Source organism: Stenotrophomonas sp. LC732, from assembly GCF_052446685.1.
Classification (GTDB): domain Bacteria; phylum Pseudomonadota; class Gammaproteobacteria; order Xanthomonadales; family Xanthomonadaceae; genus Stenotrophomonas; species Stenotrophomonas muris.
Genome location: NZ_CP199214.1, coordinates 4,763,788 through 4,776,233, shown reverse-complemented (window position 1 = coordinate 4,776,233; position 12,446 = coordinate 4,763,788). Strand labels below are relative to the sequence as shown.

10 protein-coding genes are annotated in these 12,446 nt (G+C 67.4%); 4 read left to right on the top strand and 6 right to left on the bottom strand.

Going from position 1 to position 12,446, the window contains the following annotated elements:
* Nucleotides 1-12: 12 nt before the first annotated feature.
* From ACT6SE_RS22455 to aceB, 3 genes are all read right to left on the bottom strand, one after another.
* Nucleotides 13-1,053, bottom strand: a complete 1,041-nt coding sequence (locus ACT6SE_RS22455; protein WP_046427986.1) for a GGDEF domain-containing protein — start codon at nt 1,051-1,053, stop codon at nt 13-15.
* Nucleotides 1,054-1,485: 432 nt separating this feature from the next.
* Nucleotides 1,486-2,787 carry an isocitrate lyase gene (gene aceA / locus ACT6SE_RS22450; RefSeq protein WP_019337654.1) on the bottom strand — a complete coding sequence of 434 codons (1,302 nt, stop codon included), beginning with the start codon at nt 2,785-2,787 and terminating at the stop codon, nt 1,486-1,488.
* Between the two features lie 64 nt (nt 2,788-2,851).
* The gene (aceB, locus tag ACT6SE_RS22445) at nt 2,852-4,474 is read right to left on the bottom strand and encodes a malate synthase A (RefSeq protein WP_046427982.1); all 1,623 of its coding nucleotides are present in this window, start codon (nt 4,472-4,474) and stop codon (nt 2,852-2,854) included.
* A gap of 110 nt (nt 4,475-4,584) precedes the next feature.
* Here aceB and ACT6SE_RS22440 point away from each other — a divergent pair, with 110 nt between their 5' ends.
* Both ACT6SE_RS22440 and ACT6SE_RS22435 read left to right on the top strand, forming a co-directional pair.
* Entirely contained in the window at nt 4,585-5,553 is a 969-nt protein-coding gene (locus tag ACT6SE_RS22440) for a LysR family transcriptional regulator (RefSeq protein WP_046427979.1), read from the top strand.
* 331 nt (nt 5,554-5,884) lie between these two features.
* Nucleotides 5,885-6,793, top strand: coding sequence for a LysR family transcriptional regulator (locus ACT6SE_RS22435; RefSeq protein WP_014645561.1), 909 nt, complete (start codon nt 5,885-5,887; stop codon nt 6,791-6,793).
* A 118-nt stretch (nt 6,794-6,911) separates the two neighbouring features.
* Here ACT6SE_RS22435 and ACT6SE_RS22430 read toward each other — a convergent pair whose 3' ends face one another.
* Together ACT6SE_RS22430 and lepB are read right to left on the bottom strand one after the other, a co-directional pair.
* A complete protein-coding gene (locus ACT6SE_RS22430; protein WP_014645560.1) occupies nt 6,912-8,168 on the bottom strand; it encodes an MFS transporter in 1,257 nt (418 codons plus the stop codon).
* A gap of 123 nt (nt 8,169-8,291) precedes the next feature.
* Nucleotides 8,292-8,918 (bottom strand): signal peptidase I, encoded by a 627-nt coding sequence (gene lepB, locus ACT6SE_RS22425; RefSeq protein ID WP_014645559.1) that lies wholly within the window; start codon nt 8,916-8,918, stop codon nt 8,292-8,294.
* Between the two features lie 275 nt (nt 8,919-9,193).
* Here lepB and ACT6SE_RS22420 point away from each other — a divergent pair, with 275 nt between their 5' ends.
* Nucleotides 9,194-9,595: a hypothetical protein gene (locus tag ACT6SE_RS22420; RefSeq protein WP_014645558.1), complete on the top strand. Its 402-nt coding sequence runs from the start codon at nt 9,194-9,196 to the stop codon at nt 9,593-9,595.
* A 3-nt stretch (nt 9,596-9,598) separates the two neighbouring features.
* Entirely contained in the window at nt 9,599-10,045 is a 447-nt protein-coding gene (locus ACT6SE_RS22415; protein ID WP_004153636.1) for a 3-dehydroquinate dehydratase, read from the top strand.
* A gap of 146 nt (nt 10,046-10,191) precedes the next feature.
* Here the strand turns inward: ACT6SE_RS22415 and dcp are convergent, their stop codons facing one another.
* Nucleotides 10,192-12,348: a peptidyl-dipeptidase Dcp gene (gene dcp, locus ACT6SE_RS22410; protein ID WP_014645557.1), complete on the bottom strand. Its 2,157-nt coding sequence runs from the start codon at nt 12,346-12,348 to the stop codon at nt 10,192-10,194.
* Between the last annotated feature and the right edge of the window lie 98 nt (nt 12,349-12,446).

The following is a 12,446-nucleotide window of genomic DNA, read 5'->3' as shown; positions in this document are numbered from 1 at the left end:
GCCTGCCTCTCCCTATTGGCCGTCCGGATCATCCGCCCAGCGCAGGCAGTTGCCGCCATCGCGCTTGGCCTGGTACAGCGCACGATCCGCGCAGGCATACCACTCGCTCCAGCCTGCCTCCGGCGCCAGCAGGCAGGCGCCGATGCTGACCAGGCTCACATGCGGCGTGCCATGGCTGCGCTCGAGCAGACCATGCACCGCACTGATGATGAACTCGGCCGCGTGCTGCACGATCTCGCGGTTGCCACGGCGCAGGATCAGGCAGAACTCATCGCCACCAAGCCGGCAGGCCAGGTCCTGCTCGCCGGCCATCGAGCGCAGGATGTTGCCCATGCTCTGCAGCACGCGGTCGCCGGCCTGGTGGCCGTGGCGGTCGTTGATCTGCTTGAAGCGGTCGCAATCGATCAGCAGCAGCGCCTGCGGCGGCCCCTCGGCCCGCTCGCGGCACTCCTGCAGGTACAGGGTGAGGCCTCGCCGGTTGTGCAGCCCGGTCAGTTCATCGGTACGCACCAGCTCACGGGTGTGGGTCAACTGATGGGTAGTGATGTACAGATTGTCCAGCGCGGTTTCCAGATCGTGGTTGCGCCGGCGCAGCTGTGCGATCAGTGCCTGTTCGTTGGCCAGCACGCGCATGATCGTGCGGCGCAGGAAATAGGCCACCAGGCCGGGATCGGATTCGACCAGCCGATGGAAATCGGCCGGGCCCAGCTCCAGCACATCGCAGTCGACCAGCGCGCGCGCGCTGGCGCTGCGCAGGTGGTCGCCGACCAGCAGGCCCAGTTCTCCGAAGAACTCGTGCTGCCCGAGCGTCTTGATCACCAGGTCCTCGCCGAAGTCCAGTTCGATCTGGCCTTCGAGGATCACATACATGCGCTCGCCGCGGTGGCCACGCTGGAACAGCCACTGTCCGGCACGGAGCTTGCATGCGCGGGCGAATCTGGCGAACAATGCCACCTCGGCATCGGACAACAGAGCGTGCACGATCTCGGCCATCGCCACCCGGGCGATACCTGTCGTCACATCACTGTTCTCGGCCGCACCCCTGCCGGTCATTCCCTGCACCCGCCGCCAGCGTCCCCTGGTGAGCCGCGGAGCATAGCACCGCTTTAAAGTGTGCGCCCTATCTCATTTTGACCCTTCTGCCGATCTTGATTGATGTGAAGATCGGTGATGGCCCGTTCTGGTCACGGGTGTCCGGGCAAAACTCCTGCTGGATCAATCCGATGCCGGGTTTCACAGGGTTTCGGCCAAGTTGCCGGCACCGGGGTGCGCCTGATTGACGCTCCGCGCGTGCTGCGCCCTTGCATCGATACAACAACGCCGGCAGGTCCCCCGACCGGCCGGCGTTGTCTGGCCCTTCCCTGGCCACCCTGATCACCCGGAGCCCGGTAGTGCCGGCCGCTGGCCGGCAACTGCATGGGCTTCGGAAACATCGATGGGTTGCCGGCCAGCGGCCGGCACCACCGGATCACGCGGCGCGCCGCATCACGCCGCGCGTTCGCTGCGCCCGCCATGGAACTGTTCTTCCTCGGTCGAGCCGGTCAGCGCGGTGGTCGACGACTGGCCCTGCTGGATCGCCTGGGTCACCGCATCGAAGTAGCCGGTACCGACCTCGCGCTGGTGCTTGACCGCAGTGAAGCCGCGCTCGGCCGCTTCGAACTCGGCTTCCTGCAACTCGACGAACGCGCTCATCTGGCGGCGTGCGTAGCCGTGGGCCAGATTGAACATGCCGTAGTTCAACGCATGGAACCCGGCCAGGGTGATGAACTGGAACTTGTAGCCGTAGCTGCCCAGTTCGCGCTGGAACTTCGCAATGGTGGCGTCGTCCAGGTTCTTCTTCCAGTTGAAGCTGGGCGAGCAGTTGTAGGCCAGCAGCTTGCCCGGGAACTTCGCGTGGATCGCCTCGGCGAACCTGCGTGCGAATTCCAGGTCCGGCTTGCCGGTCTCGCACCACACCAGGTCGGCGTAGGGCGCGTAGGCCAGGCCACGGCTGATCGCCTGGTCCAGGCCGTTGCGGGTCTTGTAGAAGCCTTCGACGGTGCGCTCGCCGGTGGTGAACGGCTTGTCGTTGCCGTCGATGTCGCTGGTCAGCAGATCAGCCGCTTCGGCATCGGTGCGCGCCACCAGCAGGGTCGGCACACCCAGCACATCGGCGGCCAGCCGCGCGGCATTGAGCTTCTCGATCGCCTCGCGGGTCGGCACCAGCACCTTGCCGCCCATGTGCCCGCACTTCTTCACCGACGCCAGCTGGTCTTCGAAATGCACGCCGGCGGCACCGGCCTCGATCATCGCCTTCATCAGCTCGAACGCATTGAGCACGCCGCCGAAACCGGCCTCCGCATCGGCGACGATCGGCTGCAGGAAGTCGATGTCGTCCTTGCCTTCGGCGTGGTGCAGCTGGTCGGCGCGCAGCAGCGTGTTGTTGATGCGCTTGACCACTGCCGGCACCGAATCGGCCGGGTACAGCGACTGGTCCGGATACATCTGCCCGGCCAGGTTGGCGTCGGCCGCCACCTGCCAACCGGACAGGTAGATCGCCTTCAGGCCCGCCTTGACCTGCTGCATGGCCTGGTTGCCGGTCAATGCACCCAGCGCGTTGACGAACTCGCGCTCATGCAGCGATGCCCACAGCTTCTCCGCACCCAGGCGGGCCAGCGAGTGCTCGATGTGGACGGTGCCGCGCAGGCGCACCACGTCGGCGGCACTGTAGTTGCGCTGGATGCCTTCCCAGCGCGGGTTGGTATCCCAGTCGTGCTGGATCTGTTCGGCAGTGGGCAGCTTGCTCATGTCTTTCTCCAGTTCGGTTCGTGCGTGCAGCGGGGAGGGAAACGCCGGGAATCGCGGGCGGCGATCAGTCGATGCGCGCGTAGGCCGGCAGGGTCAGGAAATCGGTCAGTTCGTCGCTGCGGCTCAGTTCGCCGAGCAGGGCGATGGCCTCGCCGATGCGTGCGCCACCGGGCAGCGTGGCGGTGTCACCCAGCCGTGCCGGCAGCTGTGCCAGCGTGGCATCCAGCAGTGCCAGGTCGATGGCGGTGCCATCGTCCAGCTGCTGGCCCGGCGTATGCAGCCACTGCCACAACTGGCTGCGGCTGATCTCGGCGGTGGCCGCGTCCTCCATCAGGTGGTGGATCGGCACGCAGCCGTTGCCATCCAGCCATGCCGCCAGGTAGCGCACGCAGACTTCCACGTTGCCTTCGAAGCCGGCGCGGGTGATGGTGCCGGGCGGCCGTGCGATCAGTTCGTCGCGGCCGACGCACACATCCTGGCGCAGCACGCTGTGCTGGTTCGCACCGGGCATGTGTTCGTCGAAGATCGCCATCGCCACCGGAATCAGCGCCGGATGCGCGACCCAGGTGCCGTCGTGGCCGGCGGTCACTTCGCGCAGCTTGTCAGCGCGCACGCGGGCCATCGCCTGTTCGTTGGCGGCGGCATCGTTGTTGATCGGAATCTGCGCGGCCATGCCACCCATCGCATGTGCACCACGGCGATGGCAGGTCTGGATCAGCAGTTCCGAATAGGCCTTCAGGAACGGCTGGGTCATGGTCACCTGGCCGCGCTCGGGCAGCACGCGGTCGGCGTGGCGCCGGAAGGTCTTCAGGTACGAGAAGATGTAGTCCCAGCGCCCACAGTTCAGGCCGACGATACGGTCACGCAGCGCGTGCAGGATCTCATCCATCTCGAACACCGCCGGCAGCGTTTCGATCAGCACGGTTACCTTGATCTGGCCGTGCGGCAGGCCGAGCATGCCTTCGATGTGCGACAGCGCGGTTTCCCACAGCGCCGCCTCTTCCATGCTCTGCAGCTTGGGCAGGTAGAAGTACGGGCCGCGGTCCTTCGCCTGCAGGGTGCGGGCGTTGTGGAAGGCGAACACCGCCGCGTCGAACAGGCCGCCGGCGATGAACTGGCCATCGATGCGCACGTGCTTTTCGTCCAGGTGCCAGCCACGCGGGCGCACGATCAGCACCGCCTGCTCGTCATACGGGCGCAGCGTGTAGTGCTTGCCATTGGGGGCGGTGTAGTCGAGATCGCCACGCACCGCGGCGGCCAGCGACCGCTGCCCGGCCAGCAGGTTGCGCCAGGTCGGCGAGGTCGAATCCTCGAAGTCGGCCATGAACACCTTGGCGCCGGAGTTCAGCGCGTTGATGACCATCTTCGGATCGGTCGGGCCGGTGATCTCGACGCGGCGGTCCTGCAGCGCGGCCGGCAGCGGCGCAACGCGCCAGTCGCCGCTACGGATCGCAGCGGTGTCCTCGCGGAAGTCCGGCAGGCCGCCCTGGTCGAAGAACGCCTGGCGCTCGCGGCGCGCCTGCAGCCGTGCCTGCCGGCCCGGTTCCACCGCACGGTGCAGCGACACCAGCAGGGCCAGCAGCGGCGCCGGCAGCACGGTGTCCTGGCCGGCCACGCGGGTCGCCAGGGCGATGCCGGGGGTAGCCTTGCTGGCAGGGGTGGGAACAGCGGAAGCGACGGCGGACATGGGGCGACTCCAGCGGTGGGGGAACGTCTCCACGGTGCCGCTGGGCCGGAGTATTTGGCAAAACAGTTTTTGCAATGTTCTACATAAGTTGTGCTAATACTCGTGACACGATGAGCACACGCACCCCGCCAAGTCCGCGTTTTTCCTACAAATCCGACCGGCTGAAGCCATTGCGTGCGTTCTGCCAGACGGTGCGCCTGGGCTCGGTCTCACGGGCGGCTGAGGCACTTTTCGTCAGCCAGCCGGCCATCAGCCTGCAGTTGCAGGCCCTGGAACGGGAACTGGGGGTGCCGTTGTTCGAGCGCAGTGGGCGCCGCCTGGTACCCAGCCGCGAGGGCCAGCTGCTGTACGAGATGGCGCAGCCGCTGGTGGAGAACCTGGACGGGCTGGAGGCGCGCTTCCGCGACAAGGTGCGCGGCCTGGACGCGGGCGAGCTGAACATCGCCGCCAACAGCTCGACCATCCTGTACCTGCTGCCGAAGATCGTCGAGCGCTTCCGCCTGCACCACCCGGACGTGCGCCTGACCCTGCACAACGCGATCAGCGCCGATGGCACCGACCTGCTGCGCGAGGACGCCGCCGACCTGGCGATCGGTTCGATGACCGATGTACCGGCCGACCTGACCTACGCCCCGGCCTACCGCTTCGAGCAGGTGCTGATCGCGCCGCACGACCATCCGCTGGCCAGTGGCGGCGAGCTGGAGCTGGCTGACATCGCGCGCTATCCGCTGGTGCTGCCGCCGAAGCGGCAGATCACCTACCGGCTGGTTGACCAGGTGTTCCAGCGCCACCGCATCGCCTACACCGTGGCACTGGAAGTGGGCGGCTGGGAGGTGATCAAGCAGTACGTGGCGATGGGCATGGGCATTTCCATCGTGCCGGCGCTGTGCCTGAACGAGGCCGACCGCGAGCGGTTGGCGGCGCGGTCGATGAAGCGCTGGTTCCCCGAGCGCAGTTACGGGGTGATCGTGCGCCGGGGCAAGGCGCTGTCGGCGCAGGCGCGCGCGTTCATCGAGCTGATCCAGCCGGAGTTGTTCAGTCCGCGCGATTACGACCAGAGCGGGCATTCGGAGCGGTGAGGGGTGTTCGGCAGGGCTGCGCCCTGCACCTGCTGAAGCCAAAGCAACAGCAAAAGCCTGCTATCCGTAGATGGCGGGGCGGTGTGGGTGGGCAGGACACGCCGTGAACCCCTCCTTGGGGGCTCGATGGCGCCATCCATGGCGCCAACGGTCCTGCCCACCCACACCGCCCCGCCTCTGACAGTTGGTCGCTGCTGTTGGTGGGTGTCGACCTTGGTCGACACGGTAGATCCACGCCATGCGTGGATGACGGGTGACCGGGGTCAGATCCGTTTTCCGCAGGAAAACGGATCTGACCCCATTTGTGGCTGGCGATGCATAGACTGGGCGCATGTCCATCGAACTCCGCCACCTGCGTTACTTCCTCGCCGTTGCCGATACGCTGCACTTCGGCCAGGCGGCGGAGCGGCTGGGCATGTCGCAACCGCCGCTCAGCCAGCAGATCCGCCAGCTGGAAGACCTGATCGGGGCGCGCCTGTTCGTGCGCAGCCATCGTCGTGTGCAGCTGACGCCTGCGGGTGAGCTGCTGCAGGAGCGCGCACGGGCCATCGTGCAGCAGGTGGAAACCGCGGTGGACGAGGTACAGCGCGCGCAGCGCGGCGAGCAGGGCGAACTGCGTATCGGCCTGACCCGGGCCACGCCGCTGTCGCCGCAGATTCCGCGTTCGATCCTGCGCTACCGCCAGCAGTACCCACAGGTGCGGCTGCAGCTGAGCGAGATGAACACGCTGCAGCAGATCGATGCGCTGCTCGACGGTTCACTGGACGTGGGCATCATCCGCAAGCGCGCATTGCCGCCGGAGCTGGTGGCGCACAGCCTGTTCGTCGATCCACTGGCGTTGATCGTGCATGCCGACCACCCTGCCCTGCGCAGGCTGTCGAAGCAGGGCACGTTGTCGCTACGCGACTTCGCGCAGGAGCCGTTCGTGGCATTTCGCCGCAGCGCGGGCGCGGGCATCCATGACCACATGATCGCGCTGTGCGCGGCCGCCGGGTTCACGCCGCGCATCGTGCAGGAAGCCGGTGAGGCATCGACATTGATCAGTCTTGCGGCTGCAGGCCTGGGTGCGGCGATCCTGCCCTCGTCCTGCGATCACATCCGCGTGGAAGGCGCGCGCTTCGTGGCGCTGGCCGATGCCGGTGCGCATTCGGAGGTGCAGCTGGCATGGCACCGCGAGGGGGTGACGCCGCTGATCCGCAACTTCGCCGGGCTGTTGCGCGGGGCGTTCGCCGAAGGGTGAAGTGCCACCCACCTAGGTTTGGTAGACGCCAACCTTGGTTGGCTGCCGTGCCAGAGCGCCGACCAAGGTCGGCATCTACCAGAGCAACGCCGCGCCCGTGCGGAACGCGAGGCTGGCGTCAGGCCGTGACCGGCTGCGGCGCGCGCTGCTGCAGCGCCCAGACGATGCCGCCCCCGATCAGGGTCAGCACGGCAGCGAACGCGCACACGCCCAGCCAGTCCCAGGCCGCGTAGGCCAGGCCACCCACCCCGCCCAGCACGCTGGAGCCCAGGTAGTAGGCGAACAGGTACAGCGCCGACGCTTCCGCGCGCATCGTACCGGCACGGCTGCCGACCCAGCTGCTGGCCACCGAGTGGCCACCGAAGAAGCCGAAGGTCACCAGCGCGATGCCCAGTGCCATCGTGCTCAGCCACGGCATCGCCAGCAGCGCGATGCCGGCGCCGATCAGCGCGAACGAGATCGACAGGATGCGGCCGCGCCCGTACCGCGTAGCCTGCTGGCCCATCCACGCCGAACTGAAGGTGCCCACCAGGTAGACGCTGAAGATCAGCCCGACCACGGTCTGGCTGAGGTGGTACGGCGGCGCCAGCAGGTGATAGCCCAGGTAGTTGTAGAGGGTGACGAACACGCCCATCAGCACGAACGAGGTGGCGAACAGCCACGGCAGGCCCCGGTCGGCGAACAGCGTGCGCCAGCGCGACGGCAACTCGCGCAGGCCATCGCGTCGCGCGCTGAAATGGCGCGACGGCGGCAGCTGCAGCCACAGCAGCACGGTGCTGGCCACGGCGATGATCGAGACCACGCCGATGCCCCAGCGCCAGCCCCAGTGATCGGCGATGATGCCGGCCAGCAGGCGCCCGCTCATGCCACCGATGGCGTTGCCGCCGATGTACAGGCCCATCGCCAGGCCCAGCGCGCGGCTGTCCATCTCCTCGACCAGGTAGGTCATCGCCACTGCCGGCACGCCGCTCAGCGCCAGGCCAAGCAGGGTGCGCAGCACCAGCAGCGTGGTCCAGTCGTCCACCAGCGCCGTGCTCAGCGACAGCATGGCCGAGGCCAGCAGCGCGGCAATCATCAACGGGCGGCGGCCGACCGCATCGGACAGCAGGCCGGCCAACAGCATCGCCACCGCCAGCGTGCCGGTGGTCAGCGACAACGACATCGCGCTGCCTGCGGCGGACACGCCGAAGTGGCGGCTGAACTCGGGCAGCAGCGGCTGCACGGTGTACAGCAGGCCGAAGGTGGAGAAGCCGGCCAGGAACAGTGCCAGCGCGGTGCGGCGGAAGGCCGGCGTGCCCTGCTGGATGCGGGTCTCGGCGATGGGATCGACAGTGGGGGGGCGGCGCTCGACGGCCGCCGCGGTTTCGCCAGTCATGGGATCGAAGGGCCGGTGGGGCGGCCGGGCATGGGAGGGAACGGGCCTCAGACTAGGCCTGTCGATTCAGTCGATCCATAACCTGATAAGTCAGGATTGATACCCAAGAAGTATCAATTCAGCTTACAGGCGCTGCCACTCGAAACCGTCGCCGCGGCGGTAGTACACCGCCACCGCACGGCCGTAGACCTTGTCGGCGTCGACGAAGCCGAAGAAGCGGCCGTCGAAGCTGTTGCCGCGGTGGTCACCCAGCACCAGCACCTTGCCGGCCGGCACCACCAGATCGGCGATGTCCGGACCGCCGCCCATGTCCAGGTCGAGGCGGGCACGGCGCTCGCCGAAGGCTTCCACGTCCTGCAGATCGGCGATCTGCAGCGGCTGGCCGTTGATGCTCAGATGGCCCTCGCGCATCTGCACGTGGTCACCGGCCACCGCCGCCACGCGCTTGATCAGGCGGGTGCCGTCGGCCGGTGAATCGAACACCGCCACTTCACCGCGCTGCGGGACGCCGGTGGCCATCAGTTCCTTGCCGGTGAACGGCAGGCGCAGGCCGTAGGCGCGCATGTCCACCACCACCCGGTCGCCCGGCTGCAGGGTCGGCTGCATCGAGCCACTCGGCACCACGTAGTGGTTGGCGAGGGTATCGCGGGCGGCGGCGAGCAGGCCGAGCATCACCAGCAGCGGCAATGCTTCCTTCTTCAGCCAGACCAGCGCGCGTTCGGACAAGGGAGGACGGGCAGCAGCATCCATGACAGGCTCCGGGTGGGTGGTAGCTGCATCAGACCACATCCAGGCGGGAGAGGTTCCCGCGACGCGATCCGGTAGAGCCGAGCCCACGCTCGGCTTGTTCCTTGCAGCGTCGAGGTTGCCCGACTGGGGCGCAGAGCGGCCGAGCGCAGGCTCGGCTCTACAGGAAGGGTTACGCAGGTTTTACGCGCGGGACCGGCGGCGGGCATCGCACCTTTACGGGCGGCACGCGCATCGTGTGCCCACCGCGCCGCAGGGCGCATTCCGCAAGGTGTTGTATGACCCTCCTGGTGATCCGCCACGCCTCTTCGTCGGCACCGCGTCCCCAACTGCCGACGCAGCTGGCCGGCCATCGCGTGCTGTGCAGCGACTGCGCCAGCCTGTCCGAGGTACGCCAGTGCCTGTGCCAGCCGCAGGCGCGCTCGGCCGACTGGGTACTGCTGGATGTCGGTACCGCTGACGAGGCGCAATGGCAGGCCGAAGGTGGCGCGCTGCAGGCGGCGCTGGAACGGCTGCCGGCGCAGTACATCGAACTGCAGGCCCCCAGCGAACCCGGTCTGGAGGCACGCCTGCGCCTGCAGCACGGTCCCGCCGCCGTGGTGGTCGACCAGCGCAGCCAGCAGGCCGGCTACCCGTTGTCGCTGGCCATTGTCGGCCGCCGCCTGGCACAGGAGGGCTGAGCCATGTCGATCTTCATCATCCGTGGCCCGGAAGCGGCCGGCGCCCTGATCCGCACCGCGATGCCGCTGCCGGCACCGGTCCTGAAGTCACTGGTGCATCGTGCGATCGACGCCGGCACCAGCGTGGCGATCCGTGCCTGTGGTTCGGAACAGGAACTGCTGGACGCCCTGCGCGTGGCCGACCACAGCCGCGGCGAGGTGACCCTGCTCGACCCGGGCGCGTGTGCCAACAGCCTGCGCCTGCAGCGCCTGCTGCCGTACCTGCACAACGCCTATGTGGAAGTGCATGACGACGGCGCGGTAGCCGAGCCGTGCCTGCCGGCTGGTGTCGGCCAGCGCCTGGGCATCGCCGCCGGCTACGGCGCGCAGAGTTACGTGCTGGCGCTGGATATCGCGCTGGATCACCTGGGCCTGGCCGAGCAGGCCAACCGGGTGCACGTGGGAACGTAACGCTGTTTGTAGAGCCGAGCCCATGCTCGGCTGCCTTTCCAGGAACCATCAGCCGAGCGTGGGCTCGGCTCTACAGAAGAACGTCGAGCATGGCTCGACGCTACAGAAAGAAAAACGGCGGGGTTGCCCCCGCCGTTTTCGCTTTCTTACTTCAACCCGCGGAACTTCAGCAGCGGTTCCACCGACGGGTCCTTGCCGCGGAAATCGCGGTACAGGGTCGACAGTTCCACGCTGTTGCCGCGCGAGAGGATCTTGTCGCGGAACTCCTGGCCATTGGCCGCCGTCAGGCCACCGTGCTCGGTGAACCACTGGTAGGCATCGTGGTCGAGCACTTCGGCCCAGAAGTAGGCGTAGTAACCGGCCGAGTAGCCACCACCCCAGATGTGGTCGAAGTAGGTGGTGCGGTAACGCGGCGGCACCTGCGGCAGGTCGACCTTGAACTTCTTCAGCGCGCTGGCTTCAAAGGCGCCGACATCCTGCAGCGGCGCGTCGGCCTTCTGCGTGTGCCAGGCCAGGTCCAGCAGCGCGGCCGACAGGTACTCGGTCGTCGCGTAGCCCTGGTTGAAGCTGCGTGCCTTGAGGATCTTGTCGACCAGCTCCTGCGGCATCGCCTCGCCGGTCTTGTAGTGCTTGGCGTAGTTGGCGAACACCTTCGGGTCCAGCGCCCAGTGCTCGTTGAACTGCGACGGGAACTCGACGAAGTCGCGCGAGGTCGCGGTGCCGGCGATCGACGGGTACTTCACGTTCGAGAACATGCCGTGCAGCGCATGGCCGAACTCATGGAACATGGTGGTGACGTCGTCGAAGCTGATCAGCGCAGGCTGGCCGGCGGCCGGCTTGGTGAAGTTGCAGACGTTGTAGACCACCGGCTTGGCACCGGTCAGGCCGTCCTGTTCGACGAACACGTCCATCCAGGCGCCACCGGACTTGCTGTCACGCTTGAAGTAGTCGGTGTAGAACAGCGCCAGCGAGGTGCCGTCCTTGTCGAACACTTCGTACACCTTCATGTCCGGGTTGTAGGTCGGAATGTCGGTGCGCGGCTTGAAGGTGATGCCGTACAGCTGGGTGGCGGCGTAGAAGACGCCGTTCTGCAGCACGTTGTCCAGTTCGAAGTACGGCTTGATCTGCGACTCGTCCAGATCGTACTTGGCCTTGCGCACCTGCTCGGCGTAGAAGTCCCAGTCCGAAGCGGCCACCTGGAATCCGCCCTTCTGCGCGTCGATCACCTTCTGGATCTCGCCGGCTTCGGCACGCGCCTTGGCAGTGGCGGCCGGCACGGTGTCGGTCAGCAGCTTGAGCGCGGCAGCCGGGGTCTTGGCCATCTGGTCGCCCAGCTGGTAGTCGGCGAAGGTGTCAAAGCCGAGCAGCTTGGCCTTCTGCGCACGCAGCTGGGCCAGGCGCTGCACGGTCTGCCGGGTGTCGTTGGCATCGCCACGCTCGGCGCGGGTTTCCGAGGCCTTCAGCACGGCGGCGCGCTGGTCGCGGTCGCTCAGCGAGCCGAGCACCGGCTGCTGGGTGGTGTTCTGCAGCGGCAGCAGGAACTTGCCATCCAGCTTGCGGTCCTTGGCGGCGGCGGCAGCGTTGTTGATAGCGCCCTCGTCCAGGCCGACCAGCTTGGCCTTGTCGTCAACGACAACGGCCGCAGCGGCGGTGGCGGCCACCAGGCGGGTATGGAACTGGGTGGAGAGGGTGGTCTCTTCCACGTTGAGCTTGCGCAGGGTCGCCTTGTCAGCGTCGGACAGCTGCGCACCGGCGCGCACCAGGCCATCGTAGTAGTGCTCGACCAGGCGCTTCTGCACCGGGTCCAGCTCCAGCGTGTCACGCTGGTCGTACAGCGACTTCACGCGTGCGAACAGCTTCGGGTCGAGGTTGATCTCGTCCTGGTGCGCGGCCAGCTTCGGCGCCACTTCTTCCTGGATCTTCTGGCGCGCATCGTTGGTATCGGCCTGGACCAGGCCGAAGAAGATGCGCGACACGCGGGTCAGGGTCTCGCCGCTGCGCTCCATCGCCACGATGGTGTTGTCGAAGGTGGCCGGCTCGCTGCTGTCGGCGATCCTGCGCACGTCGGCCAGGTGCTGGCGCATGCCCTCTTCGAAGGCCGGCAGGTAGTCGCTGTCCTTGATCTTGTCGAACGGCGGGGCCTGGAACGGCAGCGTGCTGGCACTCAGCAGCGGATTGGTGGAGGCTTCGGCCGGCTGCTGGGCCGGGGTCTTCTGGGCATCGGACACGGGGGTGGACTCCTTGCCGGAACAGGCCGCCAGCGCCAGGCTGATGGCGGCGGCCAGGACTACGGTACGCGACATGTAAAACGCTCCTTGGGCAGACGGTATGGATACCAGCCCTCCACCCTACTCCTGTCGCGCTCGCCCGGCATGTGCCGGACGTGGCGTCTATGCGGCGG